General features: G+C 51.3%; 16 protein-coding genes. 7 read left to right on the top strand and 9 right to left on the bottom strand.

Annotation, left to right across the window (positions count from 1 at the left end):
* Positions 1-5: 5 nt before the first annotated feature.
* Positions 6-200 (bottom strand): hypothetical protein, encoded by a 195-nt coding sequence (locus tag MAQ5080_RS05215; protein WP_067206493.1) that lies wholly within the window; start codon positions 198-200, stop codon positions 6-8.
* Positions 201-499: 299 nt separating this feature from the next.
* On the opposite strand from MAQ5080_RS05215, the gene MAQ5080_RS05220 reads away from it, so the two are divergent.
* From MAQ5080_RS05220 to MAQ5080_RS05235, 4 genes are read left to right on the top strand one after another with little or no spacing between them, the layout of a single operon-like run.
* Positions 500-1,435 (top strand): ABC transporter substrate-binding protein, encoded by a 936-nt coding sequence (locus MAQ5080_RS05220; RefSeq protein WP_067206497.1) that lies wholly within the window; start codon positions 500-502, stop codon positions 1,433-1,435.
* Positions 1,435-2,466, top strand: a complete 1,032-nt coding sequence (locus tag MAQ5080_RS05225) for a FecCD family ABC transporter permease (protein ID WP_067206500.1) — start codon at positions 1,435-1,437, stop codon at positions 2,464-2,466. The genes MAQ5080_RS05220 and MAQ5080_RS05225 overlap by 1 nt, the downstream gene beginning before the upstream one ends.
* A gap of 10 nt (positions 2,467-2,476) precedes the next feature.
* On the top strand, positions 2,477-3,547 hold the full coding sequence (locus MAQ5080_RS05230; protein WP_231870785.1) for a FecCD family ABC transporter permease: 1,071 nt from the start codon (positions 2,477-2,479) through the stop codon (positions 3,545-3,547).
* A complete protein-coding gene (locus MAQ5080_RS05235) occupies positions 3,544-4,404 on the top strand; it encodes an ABC transporter ATP-binding protein (protein WP_067206504.1) in 861 nt (286 codons plus the stop codon). Before MAQ5080_RS05230 ends, MAQ5080_RS05235 begins: the two co-directional genes overlap by 4 nt.
* A gap of 16 nt (positions 4,405-4,420) precedes the next feature.
* Here MAQ5080_RS05235 and MAQ5080_RS05240 read toward each other — a convergent pair whose 3' ends face one another.
* Positions 4,421-5,320, bottom strand: a complete 900-nt coding sequence (locus tag MAQ5080_RS05240; RefSeq protein ID WP_067206507.1) for a LysR family transcriptional regulator — start codon at positions 5,318-5,320, stop codon at positions 4,421-4,423.
* 145 nt (positions 5,321-5,465) lie between these two features.
* On the opposite strand from MAQ5080_RS05240, the gene MAQ5080_RS05245 reads away from it, so the two are divergent.
* On the top strand, positions 5,466-7,433 hold the full coding sequence (locus MAQ5080_RS05245) for a TonB-dependent receptor domain-containing protein (RefSeq protein ID WP_067206510.1): 1,968 nt from the start codon (positions 5,466-5,468) through the stop codon (positions 7,431-7,433).
* An 84-nt stretch (positions 7,434-7,517) separates the two neighbouring features.
* On the opposite strand, the gene glnE is transcribed toward MAQ5080_RS05245, so the two are convergent.
* Together glnE and MAQ5080_RS05255 are read right to left on the bottom strand one after the other, a co-directional pair.
* Complete coding sequence (glnE, locus tag MAQ5080_RS05250; protein WP_231915731.1) at positions 7,518-10,460, bottom strand: bifunctional [glutamate--ammonia ligase]-adenylyl-L-tyrosine phosphorylase/[glutamate--ammonia-ligase] adenylyltransferase; 2,943 nt, start codon at positions 10,458-10,460, stop codon at positions 7,518-7,520.
* Positions 10,461-10,472: 12 nt separating this feature from the next.
* Positions 10,473-11,435, bottom strand: a complete 963-nt coding sequence (locus MAQ5080_RS05255; protein WP_067206515.1) for a CYTH domain-containing protein — start codon at positions 11,433-11,435, stop codon at positions 10,473-10,475.
* A 114-nt stretch (positions 11,436-11,549) separates the two neighbouring features.
* Here MAQ5080_RS05255 and argE point away from each other — a divergent pair, with 114 nt between their 5' ends.
* Entirely contained in the window at positions 11,550-12,719 is a 1,170-nt protein-coding gene (argE, locus tag MAQ5080_RS05260; protein ID WP_067206518.1) for an acetylornithine deacetylase, read from the top strand.
* Entirely contained in the window at positions 12,716-14,041 is a 1,326-nt protein-coding gene (gene argA / locus MAQ5080_RS05265; protein ID WP_067206520.1) for an amino-acid N-acetyltransferase, read from the top strand. Before argE ends, argA begins: the two co-directional genes overlap by 4 nt.
* A gap of 84 nt (positions 14,042-14,125) precedes the next feature.
* Here argA and MAQ5080_RS05270 read toward each other — a convergent pair whose 3' ends face one another.
* The 5 genes from MAQ5080_RS05270 to rpoE form a co-directional block, all read right to left on the bottom strand.
* On the bottom strand, positions 14,126-15,520 hold the full coding sequence (locus MAQ5080_RS05270) for a DegQ family serine endoprotease (protein WP_067206523.1): 1,395 nt from the start codon (positions 15,518-15,520) through the stop codon (positions 14,126-14,128).
* A gap of 63 nt (positions 15,521-15,583) precedes the next feature.
* Positions 15,584-16,051, bottom strand: a complete 468-nt coding sequence (locus MAQ5080_RS05275) for a SoxR reducing system RseC family protein (protein ID WP_067206526.1) — start codon at positions 16,049-16,051, stop codon at positions 15,584-15,586.
* Positions 16,044-16,973, bottom strand: coding sequence for a MucB/RseB C-terminal domain-containing protein (locus MAQ5080_RS05280; protein WP_197464560.1), 930 nt, complete (start codon positions 16,971-16,973; stop codon positions 16,044-16,046). The genes MAQ5080_RS05275 and MAQ5080_RS05280 overlap by 8 nt, the downstream gene beginning before the upstream one ends.
* Positions 16,974-16,987: 14 nt before the next feature.
* The gene (locus tag MAQ5080_RS05285; RefSeq protein ID WP_067206532.1) at positions 16,988-17,638 is read right to left on the bottom strand and encodes a hypothetical protein; all 651 of its coding nucleotides are present in this window, start codon (positions 17,636-17,638) and stop codon (positions 16,988-16,990) included.
* A gap of 2 nt (positions 17,639-17,640) precedes the next feature.
* Positions 17,641-18,228 (bottom strand): RNA polymerase sigma factor RpoE, encoded by a 588-nt coding sequence (rpoE, locus tag MAQ5080_RS05290; RefSeq protein ID WP_231870786.1) that lies wholly within the window; start codon positions 18,226-18,228, stop codon positions 17,641-17,643.
* Positions 18,229-18,246 lie beyond the last annotated feature (18 nt).

Below are 18,246 nucleotides of genomic sequence, written 5' to 3' on the forward strand. Positions count from 1 at the left end.
CAAAGTTACACCTTGATATTGATGTTTTGTCCAAGGTTACCGGTCGCAGGGGCACTGGCTTGAATTTGTTGAGTGGACGATGACGCACTCGCAAGTAGCTGTAGAGATTGTTGCCCCTGAGCTTCCTGCTGATTTTTAGCCATTTTTGCACTCAGCATTTCCATGCCGTAAGACGAACCAGCATTATTGACACTGTTCATAGTCAGACCTCTTGGTTTGGCATCCTGCCTTTTCAACGATAAATGAGCGATACATCCCAGTAGTGCTCCACCGTGTTAACGGCCTACTTTTTAGACACTTTAACAGAAAATTACTTAAATGGCTGAAAGTTACAAAAAGATACATTCATGCTTTATCAATTAGTTCCCGCAAAAGTGTTGCAATATACGCAACACTGCATTGAATCCAAACTGAGTAAATCCTGTGCAATAGGATACTAAAGACGAATAAGAAAAATTATCATTCAGAGCATAAATTCATTCTGATTGAAGGAGACATTATGTCATTTATGCGTCGTGTAATGCTAAGCAGCGCTGCCTCAGCGGCTCTTTTGTGTGCCAACACTGTGCTGGCCGATGTGACAGTGGAGACGAAATATGGCTCTGTGACGGTGACAGACAATGTTCAGTCCGTGGTGACGCTGCACGAAGGCGCCTTAGATGTAATGTCTGCTATTAACTTCCCTGTTGCCGGCTCCATTGCAACACGTGGCAGTGAAGGCATTTCAGACTACCTTGCAGATCGTCAGCCGGATTTAGAGCTGGTCGGTACCGCTCGCGAAACCAACCTAGAAGCGGTCATTAAACAGCGCCCTGATGTCATCTTAGCCTCCAATGCCTTAAGCGCCGATCAGTACCAAGTGCTGTCCAAAATTGCCCCAACAATCGTGCCACAATGGGGCTTTGATGAGCCCAATGCGTGGCGTAAAGAAGCGCGTCTATTCGGCACTGTGACAGGCAAAACAGACGCTGTCGACGCCGCTCTCAAGGCTGTGGATACTCGTGCGGCAGAGATTAAAGCACGAGTAGAACAGCAGATCCCAGCCGATGAGCGCGAAGCTTACATCGTACGCTGGATGCCACAGGGGCCTATGATTATGGCCAAAGACCTGTTTGCTGGCAGCGTGCTTACGGCCACCGGTTTTGAAACCCTTGATGGTGGATTGATAAAAGCCGGACGCCCACACTCCAACATTTTAAGTCTTGAGAACATTGGCGTCATCGACCAAGACTGGCTGTTTATGGCGACTCTGAACGAAGACGGCCAAGAAGCCTTTGACGCCGCGAAACAATCGAGCGCCTTTGCCCGTCTAAACGTGGTGCAACAAGACCATGTCACCACAGTAGATGGACAGGTCTGGAGCAGCACTTCTGGGCCATTGGCGGCTCAGGTCATGCTCGACAACATCGACGCTTTATTGGACCAACATAAATAATGCCGTTGTTACTACAGCATTTTCAAAGGGCGCCTTCGCAGCGCCCTTTAGTCGTTTGCTTTAGCCTAGTTTCACTCGCGCTATTGCTGAGCATGGTGCTCTCCCTTCTGTTCGGGGCGGGCAGCATCGACATGACACAGTCCTGGCAAACGCTACTCGGCCATGGCAGCGACGAAGCGGTCTTTATTCTTTACGAACTGCGCCTACCAAGAACATTGGTGGCACTGGTTGTCGGCATGGCATTGGGGATTGCCGGAGCACTGATGCAAGCCGTCGCGCGCAACCCACTGGCCGAACCTGGCTTATTAGGGGTCAGTGCCGGCGCCTCATTTGCCATCGCCATCGCGTTGATGATGGGCGCCAGTGCCGCCACTTTGTCGGCGGGTGTGGCACAGTTGGGTGCCTTGCTGGGCTGTCTCTTTGTGATGGCCGCGGCGCGCTTACAGGGCCAATTTAAGGACCCGGTACGCCTTGTCTTAGCGGGGGCGGCCTTGACCTCTTTACTGACGGCCCTCACTTCCATCTTGTTGATGTACGATCAACGTGCGGCCGATGAAATCCGCTTCTGGGTCACCGGCAGCGTGGCTGGACGCTCATTGGATAACCTGGTCGCGGTGCTGCCCTATTTCATCGCTGCCACGTTGCTAACGCTTTATGTTTCACGCCCACTGGCGTCTATGGCATTGGGCGAAAAAGTCGCACTCGGCCTTGGTCATAATCCACGTGTGATTCGCTACCTAGTCATGTTAGCGGTCGCCCTACTAACCGGCTCAGCCACAGCCATTGCTGGCCCGATTATGTTTGTAGGCTTGGTGGTACCGTTTATGGCTAGAGCTCTCGTTGGGCCAGATATTCGCCGCACCATGATCCTGTGCTTGCCCCTAGGCCCTCTGTTGATCATTTGTGCTGATATTTTAACGCGCCTTATCGCCCAACCTGCAGAAATGCCTCTAGGTGTTTTGACCGCTATGGTTGGCGCCCCAGTGCTGATGCTGATTGTACGTGCCAAACGCTTACCAACGTTGGCCTAGGAGATGTTTCGTGTCTGTTTCTGATGCTTCGGATATTCCGTTAACGCCCCCTTCGGGGCACTACTTATTGTCGTTCCGACACACTCGACTGTTGCTCGATAAAGTAGCTTTGAAGCGCAATCTGCTGCTGAGTATCGCGCTGCTGTTTATTAGTATTGCCAGCCTTGGCATCGGCACATTAACCGTGCCCCCCAAAGAGGTCTTACTGGCGCTGATGGGCCAAGGCGATAGCATGACTCAGTTTGTGATTAATGAGTTGCGTTTAAACCGTCTGCTGGCGGGTATATACAGCGGCGCAGCTTTCAGCATTGCTGGTTGCTTGATGCAAACCGTGGCGCGCAACCGTCTCGCCACGCCAGGCATCATTGGTATTGATAACGCGGCGATGGCCTTTGCCGTAGCATCCGTCGTCGGTGTCGGCATTAGTCTGGCCCCTTCCGCCATGGCTTTAACAGGGGCCGCTAGCGCCACCGCACTGGCCTTTTTGATCGGCGGTGGCAGTGGCACTCGTGGCTATCGCTTTATTGTCGCAGGTCTTGCGATTGGCTCAGTCTCAGCCGCCGTGTCGCAACTGCTACTCAGCCAGGTGCATATTGATACCGCCAACGAAGCCTACCCTTGGACCGTTGGCAGCTTGTCTGGCCACTCCGAGGAGGAGATCCCGGTGATGGGGATGGTCACGCTAATCGGCGTACTGCTGAGTTTACTGCTGTGCTATCGCTTTCAACTGATGGCTTTCTCTGATTCGGTCATTACCGCCTTAGGCCGCACTCCGAATCGCCTACGCTTGGCGGCGGTCGCCATTTCTGTGGCGCTCACAGGCTTTGCCGTCGCACTGGCAGGCCCTGTCGGTCTGGTGGCGCTAGTGGGGCCAGAAATGGCACGTACCTTTGCCCGTCACAAAGGCTTACCGCTGCTTTCCAGCGCCCTGTGTGGTGCCATCGTAATGGTGCTTGCAGACCTAGCTGGGCGAACGTTGCTAAGCCCTATCGAAATCCCCGTGGGCGTGATTACCGCGGTAGTCGGTGGCCCTTATTTACTTTGGATTTTAATTCGCAAACCTAAGCGGAGCTCACTATGAGTCAATTAACTCAAGCGCCATTAGGCACAGATTCGATCACGCTGCAGCATGCGGATCATATTATTATCGAGGACTTGAGTGTCCAATTTCCAAAAGGCAAGGTCACCGCGATTGTCGGGCCAAACGGTTGTGGTAAATCGACCCTGCTGAATGGCTTATCTCGGGTACATCACCCTAGCCGGGGCCAGATTGTACTGCAAGGTAAAGACATCCATAAACTGCCGCCACGGGAAGTGGCGCGCAAGCTAGCGCTATTGCCGCAAGAAACCTCCGCCCCAGATGGCATCAGCGTGCGTGAGTTGATTCGTTTTGGTCGCCACCCTCATCAAAGCTTTTTAAAGCAGTGGGGCATGGACGATAAAACCGCCATTGAGTTTGCCTTACGCTCCGCCAATCTAGAAGATCTGGGCGAGCGTTTATTGGATACCTTGTCCGGCGGGCAGCGTCAGCGTGCTTGGATTGCCATGTCGATCGCCCAAGAAACACCATTATTGCTTTTGGATGAACCCACCTCAGCGCTTGATTTAGGCCATCAGATCGAGGTGTTTGATTTAATCCGAGACTTATCTGCCAACGGCAAAACCGTGGTTATGGTGGTACATGACTTGGCCATGGCGGCACGTTATTCAGACCATTTGATTGCTATGAAGGCAGGTAAAATTGTCGCGCAAGGCTCACCAAAGGAGGTTATTACCCCCGCTATTTTGGATCATCTGTACGGCGTTCAATGTGACTTAATGGAAGACCCTCGCACGGGCGCACCGATTCTCATCAACGTACGTCGCAGCCCAGCAACGGCCACGCCCGACGCAGGGGCAGCGTCTTCGTCGCCGCAGCGCCAAGCGGCCCTGGCTTAATGACATGAGGGCGTATTTAGTGATGCGCTAAATACGCCTTTTTTAATTGCTGCAACAACACTTGGCTACGCTTTGGTAGATGGCCGTAGGCGTATAGCAAGTACACAGGGATGCTCGGTGCTCGCCACTCTGGCATCACTCTCACCATATCATTCGGATGATGCTTGGCGCGGGCTTCGACCATGGCATCGGGAATCACCCCAATCCCCTTCCCATTAACGATGCCATCAATATGAAAACTTAGAAGATCAGTACTAAGTCGTGACTGAGGCATGACAATTTCCTGATAGCCTTGCTCGGCATGATACAACGACAGAGTCTGCTCATTGGAATAAAAACTGTGCAGGTTGACCCAATCGTGCTGTTCCAATTGTTCCATGGTGTTTGGCAAACCGTATTGCTGGACGTAGCTTTGACTGGCGTAGAGACTGCAGCCCATTTCGCCGAGCAAATCCGACTTAAACGACATCTCCTTGAGATTGCCCATCCAAATCGCCACATCGGTCTCAGCGCGCAGCTCTTCAATGCTAGAGATGGTGTACACATCGACATTGATGTCTGGGTATTGGGCCAGATAATGAAACAATTCACGGTTCACCCAAGAGCGACTTAGGCCAGAGAAAATCGCAAAATTGACTTTGCCTGAGACCGTTTCTTTTAACTCATCCACGGTACGATGCGCACGGTGCACAGTATCCAAAATGTTTCGTGCAAAGGGTAAGAAAGCTCGGCCAGCGTCATTGGCAAACATACGGTTCGCTTGGCGGCGCATTAACGGTTGACGCATCACGTCTTCAAGATGAGAAATGCGTCGACTTAAGGTCGACTTGGATACGCCGAGTTCTTTGGCGCTGGCGCTTAAGTTGCCCGTTTCTACCACTGATACAAAGCTTTTTAAATCGTTTAAATCGTACACAGATATCCTCTCCTGAGCGGCTGCCGTTGTCATTTACGCAACGCACCATCGCAAGACAAGTTTACACAAATACGACAGAATACAAATGATAAATATTACCATTTAACTTTGCATTATTCGTTCATTATTAGGGATATTACATATCATGCGTACGCTCTCTTTCAGCCTAGTGGCTGCCAGCATTGCTCTGGCACATACCGCTCATGCCGATACGGTTAACCTTGAAGAACTGGTTGTCAGTGCCTCAGGTTACGAACAAAGCACACAAGATGCGGCAGCATCGATTACGGTACTGAACTCCGCAGAACTTCAGAAAAAGAACTACCGTGATGTGACCGATGCGCTATCGGCGGTACCAGGTGTCTTCGTGACAGGCGGTGGCTCTTCTTCGGATATCACCATGCGTGGCCTAGAAGGCAAATACACCCTGATTATGGTGGATGGCAAGCGCCAAGGCAGCCGTGAAACCCGTCCTAACTCAGACGGTCCAGGCATTGAGCAAGGTTGGTTGCCACCGATCTCTGCCATTGAACGTATCGAAGTCATCCGTGGACCTATGTCTTCTCTGTACGGCTCCGATGCACTGGGCGGTGTGATCAACGTGATCACCAAGAAAGTTCAGCCCGAATGGCACGGTCAGCTTGGTATGGGCACCACGATTCAAGAAGACAGCGCCTCAGGTAACAGCCTCGCCACCGATTTCTATGCCGCCGGTCCACTGGTGGATAATAAGCTTGGCTTAGAAGTCTTCGGTCAAATCTCTGAGCGTGATGAAGACAGCATCCTCGACGGCTATGCCGATCAAGAAATGCAAAACCTCACCAGCAAACTGACGTGGATGCTAAACGAAGACCAGTCAATCAAGTTTGAAGCAGGCACGGAAACCCAAGAGCGTACTAGCACACCGGGCAATTCCATTGATGTGCTGGATCGCCGTGGCAATCCAAACACTGTGAATGCGCAGGAATACCAGCGTGACCACTTTTCTGTCACCCATGAAATCGATACCAAGAATGGTCAGCACACCACTTACCTGAGCTACGAAGACAACGACAACAAAACCCGTGATATGCAGTACGAGTCCACCGTACTGAACCACCAAAGTCACTTGTTCTTTGACAAACATACCTTAACAGTCGGTGGTCAGTTTGAGAATCAAGTTCTAAGCGACTCGGGCAATAGCCTGCCAAGTGGTTTAAATGAACTCGAACGTTGGCAAGGTGCCCTCTTCGCTGAAGACGAATACTACCTAACGGACAGTGTGTCGATCACGGGTGGTCTGCGCTACAACGAAGATGAAAACTATGGCAGTGAGGTCACACCTCGTTTGTACGCGGTATGGCAAACCACTGACAACGTCACCATCAAAGGTGGCGTGAGTGCCGGTTACCGTTCACCCGACCTGCGCCAAGCCACCGAAGGCTGGGGCCAAGCGACCGGTGGCCGTGGCGGAAATGCCGTTATCATTGGTAGTGACGACCTTAAAGCAGAGAAAAGTATCAGTCATGAGATCGGTGTAGCTTGGTCCGACCATCAAGGTACCAAAGCCGAAATCACAGCGTTCTACACGCAATTTGATGACAAGATTACCGAAGAGCGTATTTGTGAAACGCCTGATGGTGCCGTGGATTCTTGTACCTTCCAAGGCCACGATTACAACTTTATCAGTCAGCGTATGAACGTCGATGAAGTGGACACTCAGGGTATTGAAGCCTCGTTTGGCATGCAACTGCTACCAACATTGGCATGGGATGTGGGCTACACCTTCACTGACTCGGAGCAAAAATCAGGTGACTTCTCTGGCCAACCTTTGAACCGTATTCCTAAACACCGTGTGCACACTAACCTGTCTTGGGATGCGACCGAGAAACTGAACATCTGGGGCGAAGCCAACTATATTGGTGAAACCACACAAGGTCTGAGCCGTGTGAGCATGTCCGAAGAGCTGCCTGATTACACACTAGTGGACACTGGTCTAAGCTACAAAGCCAATGACTCAGTCACTTTCTACGCCGGTATCTACAACTTGTTTGATAAGAAAATCGACCAAGAAACCTACGACAAAGTGCTAGATGGCCGTCGTTACCAAGCGAAAGTAAACGTTTCTTTCTAAGCAGCGTCGTACTTTCCAGTCGCTAGAAAGCAAACAGCCCCTGAGCGTTCTCGCTCAGGGGCTGTTTTATATGGGTCGCCAGGGCTAATCACAGGGCTGATTAGCAAAGGTTTCCCAGTACTGCGCAATCAGTGCTTGGTTTTCTTCCAAGGTTTCCACCGGCACTAAGCGCCCTTGTTTCTGCAGCGTTTGACGGTGCGCCGTGGCACGATAGAAGGTGTATGCTTCTTTCATCTTGTCGACTTTATCCGCGTCCAGTAGACCACTTTCTGCGGCGGCTTCCAATTGACGAATATTATCGGAATAGGCCATCAAAGCTGGGTAACGGTGGGACCATGCCAACACCATGTACTGCACCATAAACTCAATGTCGATGATGCCCCCCGCACCTTGTTTTAGATCAAAGCCCTTGTCCACGCCACTGGTGTCTAAATGCGAACGCATCTTCTCACGCATTTTCAAGACTTCCGTTTTGAGCTCAGTTCGATCCCGGTCACGCGCTAAGATGTCAGCACGGGTCTGATCAAATTGAGCCGTTAGCGTCGGATTGCCCGCGAGCACCCGCGCACGGCAAAGAGCCTGATGCTCCCATACCCAAGCTTCTTTTTGCTGATAGTCTTTGAACGACTCCAAACTGGCCACCAGCAGCCCCGAATTCCCTGACGGCCGTAGGCGCATATCCACTTCGTACAAGCGCCCGGCGGAGGTAAAACTGGTGAGTAAGTGGATAACTCGCTGGCCTAAACGGGTATAAAACACCAAGTTGTCCACACTGCGCGCGCCATCGGTAGAACCATTGGTGGCGGCATTATGAATAAACACCAAGTCCAAGTCAGAATCGTAGCCCAGCTCTATGCCGCCAGATTTGCCATAACCAACGATCACCAGTTCCGGGTAAGTCACCGGCTCCTGATCACGGGTCGGATAGCCATGCCGATGGGTGAGATAATGCCAAGACTGCTGCAACACTTGCTCTAATAACACTTCCGCTAGCCAAGTTAAGTGATCACTCACTTTCATCAACGGCAAGATCCCAGTGATATCACAGGCAGCGATACGCATAATAATCGAACGGCGAAAACGACGCATGGCGTCCATATGCGCTTCTTCGTCTTCTTCTGGTAGGCGCAATAGAATCTGACGCAGCTCCTGAGCCATTTGCGCTTTTGACGGCGGAGAAAACAGGGTATTGGCATCGAGCAGTTCATCCAGTAACGCAGGCGAACTGGAGATCATTTCTGAGAACCAGACACTTTCACGGCACAAGCCGATCAAATGCACAATCGCGCTTTGGTTCTCCGATAACAAGACCAGATACGCCGTACGACGGGTGACCGCTTCCATAATCGGAATAATGCGCTGCAACACTAAATCAGGGTCCGCTTCGTCTGGCAGACACGTCATTAAGGCCGCTAAAAACACCGCTAAACGTTCTTGGCCAATGGGTTGCATATAGGCCACTGCACGGGAACTTAAAAACTGCCCCAACTGTTTGCTGACTTCGTCTGGGTCTTGCCAAGCAATGTCTTCGATGGCTTCCGCAATTAAGTGGGTATCATGTGGTTGCTTGAGAATCATGCGCCACGCTTCTTGTGCCGAGGCGTCACAAGAATTGTCTTCGCCATCATCAATCAACTGCTGAAAGTTGCCATGCACTTTATGACGGTATTGCCAAAGCGTGTCGTGCAACGCCTGCCAACTAGGCTCACCGACTTGATATGCCAAACGCTCACGCTCGCTGGCACTGGTGGGTAACAACTGGGTTTGCTCGTCGGCGTAGCCTTGCAATGCATGCTCTACGCGACGCAAATAACGGTAGGATTCAAGTAAGTCCTGTACCTGCTGCGGCGCTAGATAACCATCGTCACTGAGCACTGGCAACACCTTGAATAAGGCCGGTTTTTGCAGGCCTTGATCGCGCCCACCGTGCAGAATCTGTAACGCCTGTACAATAAATTCGACTTCGCGAATGCCGCCTTCACCGAGCTTAATATTATGCTCAATGCCTTTACGACGCACTTCCTTGGCAATCATGGATTTCAGGTCACGTAGTGCACCGATGGCCCCAAAGTCGAGGTATTTACGGTACACAAAGGGGCGACGCAGGGCTTCAAATTCGAGAATGTCTTTGCCATCCCCAGCCATCACGCGCGCCTTGATCATGGCGTAACGCTCCCAGTCTCGGCCCTGATCTTGGTAATAGTTTTCCAATGAATCCATGCTCATGACCAAGGCACCAGATTGACCAAAGGGGCGCAGGCGCATGTCGACGCGGAATACAAACCCCTCTGCGTTGACTTGGTCCAGATGTTGAATCAGCTTTTGGCCGATCTTGGTAAAGTATTCTTGGTGGGATAGGGACTTTTTCCCCCCTTGGGTTTCGCCGTGCTCACGAAAAGCAAACACCAAGTCGATATCGGAGGACAAATTGAGTTCAAAGCCCCCCAGCTTGCCCATGCCGATAACGATTAATTTTTGTGGCTGACCTTGGCTGTCGAGAGCTTGCCCGTACAACGACAAGTAGTTTTTCATCGACCATAGTTGGCTGGCATTCACCGCCACATCCGCCAACTTACTCAAATGTGCGGTCAGGGTTTCCAGCGTCACCGTTTGTTCAACATCGCTGGCAATTAAGCGCGTCATCCACCAATGACGGTAGCGACGCAGCTGTTGCATCAGTGTTTTTTCATCCCAATCTGGCGCTTCCACTTGCCCTTCAGGCGCCTGCCCCCAATACGTTTCACCGGCATAAAACTGCGCCAAATTAGGCGCCACCAGTTGCTCTGCGGGGATCAGAAAGTCACTCAGCCACTGCGGCGAACGGCACAGCTGTTTGTGCACATAGTCGCTCAACAACCAAACCCGTTCGGCTTGGGCTAAGACTTGCTCTGAGATTTCCAAACCAATACGACGCGCCACCGCATCGTTAATGGCCTGACGTTTAATGTCCAACTGCTCTGCACTAAACAGCGCCTGTACTTGGGAAAGCGGTATCAGCGTCAAGTGATCATCCTTATTATGGTTCACGCTTAGGTCGTATCAGTGGATTTGTTTGTTTAACCAATGACCTGTTTCTAACATCATTATTCCGGTTTCTAACGAGCCTGCCAATCCTGGCAAAAGACTCTTATCATGGTTTTTGAATAATATGTCGTAGCGCGCATCTAAGGCTTCCAGCTGCTCACTCATCTCTGTTGGCACACATTGCTTCAGCTGATGAATGGAGCTGCGAATCGGTTGCAGCAAGGCTTCATCTTTGAGGTAAAACATGGCTTCCCAATAGACCAGCCAAGTTTCGTACCAATACTCAGCAAAACGCAGCAAAGGCGCTTTGGCCTCTGGCTTTTCTGGAAACTCGATGCGACGATGTTTCAGGCGAGAGCCTTTCTGTGCTTTCGATACCACACTTACTTGTACAGGAATCGATTGTGCAATGTGTTTGGCAAAGCCATACAAAGCGGTTTCTGGGCCAGATTTCAGTTCCAGCTCCAACTCACAAATCGGGTCTTGACCATAGGCAGACGACACGGCGCCTTCGTCGCAGACCACTTCAATGGTGGCGTCTTGAAAATGAATCAACCACACATGACGTTGAAAATCGGTACGGAATACTTCAATCAGATCCCGTGACCAGCTCATATCTTGCAGCGTTTGCGGCAAAGGCACGTCAGACAATTTGGTTAAATCCAGCGTATCCGACGGGATCGACCACTCCCATTCGCCCCGTGCGTGCATGCCGACACGGCTGCTACCACGTGTTTTTACGGTTTGGATATACTGTCGATTGACCGCACGAATGCGTAAGGCAATGCCATTTTCCATCAACAGCCCATTCGCCGTATCGTAATAACCATTCATTAGATCGAGTGTCGCTTGGCGGGTATTGCCAGTAGGATCGTCTTTTTCACCACTATTTTTTTCACAAAAATCATCGAGAAAAGTACATGCCGACTTGAGATACTCGGGTTGAACCATTAACTTTAGTTCAAGCTCGGTAGCCATATTTCAAAACCTCTAAACTTCCGGATTGCCGGAGACAACAGTGTCAAAGAAGCAAGTTTACCAGAAGCGAATGCATGCTAAATAACTTTCGGCGCTACGCCACAGGAGCATCCCATGTCCTCACTTCCATCATTGCTGAGCATGATGTCACAATTGATCGCCACGCCCTCTATCAGTTGTAGTCAAGCAAGCTGGGATCAGTCAAATAAAGGCGTCATTTTATTATTGGAAAAGTGGCTTTCCAGCCAAGGCTTCCAATGCGAGGTCATGCCATTACCGGGGCAACCGGAGAAAATGAACCTGATCGCCACACTCGGACAAGGCGCGGGCGGCTTGGTATTGTCTGGTCATACGGACACAGTGCCCTATGACGACGATCGTTGGCAAAGTGATCCGTTTAAACTGGAAGAACGTGACAACAAGCTGTATGGCCTCGGCACCTGTGACATGAAAGGCTTCTTTGCCATTGTGCTGGACACCCTACGAGAGATGGATTTGTCGACGCTACAGCAGCCATTAATCATCTTAGCCACGGCGGATGAAGAAAGTTCCATGGACGGTGCCCGTGCACTGGTTGAAGCGGGTCGACCTAAAGCCCGTTACGCGCTGATTGGTGAGCCGACCTCGCTGACTCCCATCCATGCCCACAAAGGCATCATGATGGAGAAAGTCCGCATCACTGGCCAAGCAGGCCATTCATCCAATCCAGGATTGGGCAACAATGCTCTAGATGCCATGCACTCAGTCATGTCTGAACTGATGGTGTATCGTCATGGCTTAAAGCAAAAGTACCGTGATGCCAACTTTGTGATTGATTACCCAACCATGAACTTTGGTTGCATTCACGGTGGCGATAACCCCAACCGTATCTGTGGGCGCTGCGAACTCGAGTTTGATATTCGTGCGCTGCCGGGCATGAGCAACGAATCCTTGTATCAAGAGATCAGTGCACTACTGCCTAGCATTGAACGACAAACCAATACGCAAATCGAGTTACAACACTTGTTTGCCGATGTGCCGTCGTTCTCAACCGCGAAAGAGTCCGATATCATTCAAGCCTGTGAGCGACTGACGCAAAAAGACGCCACCACGGTCGCCTTTGCCACCGAAGGGCCCTTCTTAAATCAATTAGGTATGGAAACCCTAATCTTAGGCCCTGGATCCATTGACCAAGCCCACCAACCCAACGAATTTATGGCGCTCGATCAAATTGCGCCGATGCAAAGCGTTATTAAAGGATTAGTGGAACGTTATTGTTTAACCCCGAGTACCGAAAACAAATGAGGCAACGCGTGTCTGACGAACTCAATTATGTAGACTGGTTCCGCCACTCTTCGCCCTACATTAACGCCCACCGCGGCAAGACCCTAGTGATCTTAATCCCAGGTGAAGCGTTCGAGAGCCCAAACTTCTCCAACATCATCCATGACCTTGCCTTGCTGGATTCGCTCGGCATCCGTCTGGTACTGGTGCAAGGTGCTCGCCCGCAAATCAATCGTGCTTTGGCTGAGCGCGATTTACCATCACAGATTGAAGATGGCTACCGTGTCACGCCACAAGATCACTTAATCGATATTATTCAAGCTTCTGCAGCAGTGCGCGTACAGTTGGAAGCACAGCTGTCGATGGGTCTGTCTAATACACCGATGGCCAATGCCGGCTTAAAAGTCTGCAGTGGTAACTATGTCGTCGCCAAACCTCTGGGCGTGGTCGATGGCATCGACTATGGCCATTCTGGCGAAGTGCGCCGTATCGACAGAGATGCGATTTTCCGCTTGCTAGAAGACGACAACATGGTGCTATTGCCTCACTTAGGGTTTTCACCGACGGGAGAGGTGTTCAACCTAAAAGCCGAAGATGTGGCTACCCAAGCAGCGATCCAGCTGAAAGCCGACAAGCTGATCATCTTTACCGAAGACGAAGGCATCTTCGACGCCAAAGACGAGCTTTACTCCGAATTGCTGGCCCACCATGCAGACACCATCTTGGCCCAAGACAGCCTCAACGCCATTACCCGTGATGCCTTAGAAGCCTGTTTGATGGCCGTGCGCGCCGCCGTGCCCCGTGCCCATATTATTTCTTACAATGAAAATGGTGGCTTACTCAGCGAGCTGTTCACCCGTGAAGGCTCGGGCACCATGATTGATGAAGACAGCTACGAGAAGCTGCGTATCGCCACCATCGACGATGTCGGCGGCATGATGCATTTGCTCGCGCCACTGGAAGCCAAAGGTATCTTGGTGCGCCGTTCGCGAGAGCTGCTGGAAAACGAAATTGAACGTTTCCTAGTGATTGAACGCGATGGCGCCATTGTTGCGTGTGCGGCGTTATACCCATTTGAACAAGAGGGTGCCGGGGAACTGGCCTGTATGGCTGTGTCACCGGAATACCGTGGCTCCAACCGTGGTGAGCGCTTACTCAAAGGCATCGAGCACGAGGCCAAACGCCTAGGCTTGGATACCCTATTCCTACTGACCACACGTACGGCCCACTGGTTCGTTGAGCGCGGCTTCCGTGAAACCACTCTTTCTAGCCTACCGGCCAAGAAACAAGTGCTGTACAACTATCAGCGTAACTCTAAGATCTTTGCTAAACAGCTGCCATAACGCAGTTGCAAGGCGCATCAAAAAAACCCGCTGCGATCACTCGCAGCGGGTTTTTTTATGTCTTACGCTCTTTGTTAGATCAGGTTACTCAACAATTTTAAAGGGAATGAACATTGGGTAACCATCGCGGATCACACGCATCGGCACGGAGCGGTTCGCAGGGAGTGTCTGTGCAATACGGTTAAAACCACTGACACCGTCAATGATCTCACCGTTAAGCATGGTAATCACATCGCCTTGCTGCAGACCATTGCGTGCGGCAGCGCCCCCTAGAATCTGCTGAACCATAACGCCCCCCTCAATGTTGAGACGCTCGGCGACATTTTCCGGCACCGGCGCCACGGTCATGCCCAAGCGATTCTCATCCGCTTGCTGTTGTTGCATACCATTGCCGTCAGGACGCTTAGCTAGGGTAATGGTCAAGGTACGTTCTTTGCCGTCACGGAAGACACGCGCTTTGGCATCGGTATCGACGCCAAGCTGACCAACCAAGTAAGGCAGCTCTGAAGAGTGTTCGATGGTTTTGCCGTTAAACGCCATAATGATATCACCCGCTTCTAGGCCGGCTTTTTCAGCGGGCGAATCCGGCATAACACGGCTTACCAAAGCGCCATGGGGACGTTCAAGACCGAAGGATTCAGCCAAGTCGCGATTCACATCTTGGATCAAAACCCCCAACCAAGCACGCGACACCTTGCCGTCTTTTTTCAGCTGTTGCACCACGGACATGGCCACATTGGATGGAATGGCAAAGGACACGCCCATAAAACCACCAGAGCGGGTGTAGATTTGTGAGTTAATGCCCACTACCTCGCCGTCTAAGTTAAACAGCGGACCACCGGAGTTACCAGGGTTGATGGCCACGTCAGACTGGATAAAGGGCACATAGTTATCGCTTGGCAAATTACGCCCTAGCGCACTGACAATACCGGCCGTCACCGTGTAGTCAAAACCAAATGGCGAGCCAATCGCCAGCACCCATTGACCCGCTTTGAGATCATCTGAGTCGCCCATATCCACAGTCGGCAGATCCTCCGCTTCGATTTTCAACAGGGCTAAATCGGTACGCGCATCGGTGCCCACCAGCGTGGCTTCGTACTCACGACGGTCATTTAAACGGACGTGAATCACGTCGGCGCCTTCGATGACATGGTTATTGGTAAGGACATAGCCATCTTGGGAAATAATAAAGCCCGACCCCAGCGAACTACGCTGCTGTTGGCGCGGTTGCTGCGGTGTTTGGCCAAAGGGTTGCTGACCAAAAAAGTGACGGAAGAACTCATTCAGCTCACGTGCATCAGGACTGAGCTGACGCGCATTGGAGGTCGTGGTTTGTTCTGTGCTGATGTTGACCACGGCGGGAGAAGAATCTTCCACCAATTCGGTGAAATCAGGTAAGTTGGCCGCATTCACAAGTGTTGAGAACAACATCATAAAAGTGACGCTGATCCAGCTCACACGCTTTAGCAATCTGTTCATTTATTGGTCTCCTTAGATGTACCAAAGTTGGTTGTTGCTATTGTGTCAGGTGAAGAGGATTTCTCAGGCTTCTTGTACCACCGGGATGATCTGGGCCTGATGTTTATTGATTCTCAAAACGCGCGGGTAGAAATCTGGATTCTTGGCTTCGTGAGACGATTTCCATTTCGCCGCCCATAAGCCCCCAGCAAACCCACTTACCGCTCCGACAATCGAAATTATAGTCTGTTCCGTGAACATTGATGGCAGGGCTGCCCCCAGCACTAGGCCCAGCAGCGGTACGGCATACATCCACACAGACGCTTGCAACAAGGTGTCTTCGGGAATGCCCACCACCACATTCTGGCCCACTTCCAAATCGGCAGGGGCAATGGCCTTCATCAGCATACGGTTACTGTTCGACACCTTAGCAATGGCGTGATGGCCACAGCCATGACGCGCACGACAACTGGTGCAGCTGCTGGTACGGATGGTTTCTACTTCGGCAATACCATCCTCAATCGCAAGCACAGTACCATTTTCTTCAATCATTATCGGGCCCCGGCATAATCACTGCCATCAGACGTTGAATCGTTACCGCAGGCACTTCCCCCACCATGGTCAGCAAATACATTTGCTCATCCACTTGGATGCTCATTTCACCGGCGATGGTGGCACCAAGGTTCATGATAGTTTGCGGACGCTTTTTATCCGTCTGTTCGACAAACACGGACACCGTGCTCATGCCATCAGACAACAACATCATATTGGTGCTGTCGTTCATGCGACGCGCTTCTTGCCAAACCAGAGCAAAGCCTTGTGGCAACCAGTCAAAGTGCCAATTTCGTTTCACGACTTTTGGTTCGACTTCAACAAAGTGCTGCGTATAGGAGTCATCACTGGGGGTGAAATCCGCTTCTTTCAAGTCGGGCGCAAAAGAAACCGAGGTAAATTGGATACGCTCCAACAACTGATGATCCAAACTGAGCACATCGTGTTTCAGCAGAAAACCAGTGCTTTTATCAATCCAAAATTCATGGCCATAGCGGTATTCGTCTTTGGGTATCAATTTTAGTTTGACCGCTTTACGGGACGCTATACGCTGGCTTTTATCAACAATCTTAATGTCATAGGCTTGAGTCAAACGGTCCTTGTCAAGCTCTTGAAAGCGACGCAATGGCTCCGCTAAGGTCACGCCTGCAACATAGTCGCCCACGTCTGGGAAGACACAGATAACACTGTCATCGATGCGGATCACAGCGATGCGCTGCCCATCTAAATCTTCGAGGCTTTCATATTCCACCCCACCAATCAGGCCACGGCGGACACGCATAGAATTCATCATGCCCGCTTCTTGGTGCACAAACACGCCATCGTAAGATAAGGTATCAAACGAGTCGGTCATGCGGGTCAACCAGTCCACTCCCGTCTGTGCCGCCAACAAGCTACTACTGGCGCACAATAAAAGTGACATTATTAACCCACGAATCATTGCCCGTTCCCTTGCGGGTAACCCACCACTTTCGCCATCGGTATCATGCCTTGCCCAGCCGTCATGGAGGCCTGTTGTGCATGCTGGCGTAAGTAATTTTGTAAGCGCTCATTGTTCTGCAGCGCTTCTTCTGGGCTCAACGCTGTGATCGGTTCAACCGGTGTCGCTTGCGGCGCTGTGCTGGCCGCGAACGTCGGCGTGGTGTTATTGCTATCCCCTTGCAGCAGCAGGTTACCGCCCAGTACCACCACAAAGGCTACACTGGCGGCGACCGCCAAACCTGAGAAAAGCGAACGTCTGGAACGGTGCGCCGTTGGACTCATATGCGGCAGCTCCAGCTGTTCGAGTTTAGCGGGGGGCGTCGCTTGGCTAGGCTGATTGGGAAACGCAACAACATTGGTTTCGGCTTTGCCCTGCTCAAGTTTGCTGTGCATCTGCGCTAGAAACGCCCCTGAATCCTCAATCAAAACAGCATGATCTGGCTGGATCGCTTGCTGTATCTGCGCGTAATGATCCAATTTATCCGCTAACACATTGATATCGCTGGCAAGCAAGGCTTCAATATCAGCTTGGGTGGCTTCGTTATCCAAAAATGCCGATAGACTGTCGTCACGCCCTACGCCGTGCTTATCATGGAATTTCGACATGACTATTCTCCTCCTCCCATTATGGGACGAATTCGTTTCTCCACCGCCTCGCGGGCACGGAAAATTCGCGATCTGACCGTTCCAACAGGGCAATCCATGACCTGGGCAATGTCTTCGTAACTCAAACCATCGAACTCTCGCAGGGTTAAGGCCCCACGCAATTCTTCCGGCAGATCTTTGATCGCTAATTGAATCTCCGACTCTAAACGATCGCGGTTTAAATTGGCGTCCGGTGTGCCTGCATCTGCTAGTTCGTTATAGGAAGCATGGACGTCCTCATTATCTAGTTCCACATCGCTGGACGGGGGACGTCGGGAGCGACTCACTAGATAATTTTTCGCCGTATTCACGGCAATGCGGTAAAGCCACGTATAGAAAGCGCTTTCCCCTCGAAAGCTGTCAATTGCTCGATACGCTTTGATAAAACTGTCTTGAGCCACATCCAGCACTTCTTGCTTGTCCTGAACATACCGGGAAATCAAAGCTGCGACCTTGTGCTGATATTTCAGCACCAACAAATCAAAGGCGCGCTTGTCTCCACTCTGAACTCGCTTAACCAACGCCTCATCAGTAGACGTTTCGTGCTGCATAGGCACCTCATAATTTGC

The sequence above is a fragment of the Marinomonas aquimarina genome (genome assembly GCF_900089755.1).
Classification (GTDB): Bacteria; Pseudomonadota; Gammaproteobacteria; order Pseudomonadales; family Marinomonadaceae; genus Marinomonas; species Marinomonas aquimarina.

Bases quoted from the DNA above. Each gene is read 5' to 3' on its own strand.
- MAQ5080_RS05215 (WP_067206493.1), bottom strand. From the start codon at position 200: ATGAACAGTGTCAATAATGCTGGTTCGTCTTACGGCATGGAAATGCTG.
- MAQ5080_RS05220 (WP_067206497.1), top strand. From the start codon at position 500: ATGTCATTTATGCGTCGTGTAATGCTAAGCAGCGCTGCCTCAGCGGCT.
- MAQ5080_RS05225 (WP_067206500.1), top strand. From the start codon at position 1,435: ATGCCGTTGTTACTACAGCATTTTCAAAGGGCGCCTTCGCAGCGCCCT.
- MAQ5080_RS05235 (WP_067206504.1), top strand. From the start codon at position 3,544: ATGAGTCAATTAACTCAAGCGCCATTAGGCACAGATTCGATCACGCTG.
- MAQ5080_RS05245 (WP_067206510.1), top strand. From the start codon at position 5,466: ATGCGTACGCTCTCTTTCAGCCTAGTGGCTGCCAGCATTGCTCTGGCA.
- MAQ5080_RS05255 (WP_067206515.1), bottom strand. From the start codon at position 11,435: ATGGCTACCGAGCTTGAACTAAAGTTAATGGTTCAACCCGAGTATCTC.
- argE (WP_067206518.1), top strand. From the start codon at position 11,550: ATGTCCTCACTTCCATCATTGCTGAGCATGATGTCACAATTGATCGCC.
- argA (WP_067206520.1), top strand. From the start codon at position 12,716: ATGAGGCAACGCGTGTCTGACGAACTCAATTATGTAGACTGGTTCCGC.
- MAQ5080_RS05270 (WP_067206523.1), bottom strand. From the start codon at position 15,520: ATGAACAGATTGCTAAAGCGTGTGAGCTGGATCAGCGTCACTTTTATG.
- MAQ5080_RS05275 (WP_067206526.1), bottom strand. From the start codon at position 16,051: ATGATTGAAGAAAATGGTACTGTGCTTGCGATTGAGGATGGTATTGCC.
- MAQ5080_RS05280 (WP_197464560.1), bottom strand. From the start codon at position 16,973: ATGTCACTTTTATTGTGCGCCAGTAGTAGCTTGTTGGCGGCACAGACG.
- MAQ5080_RS05285 (WP_067206532.1), bottom strand. From the start codon at position 17,638: ATGTCGAAATTCCATGATAAGCACGGCGTAGGGCGTGACGACAGTCTA.
- rpoE (WP_231870786.1), bottom strand. From the start codon at position 18,228: ATGCAGCACGAAACGTCTACTGATGAGGCGTTGGTTAAGCGAGTTCAG.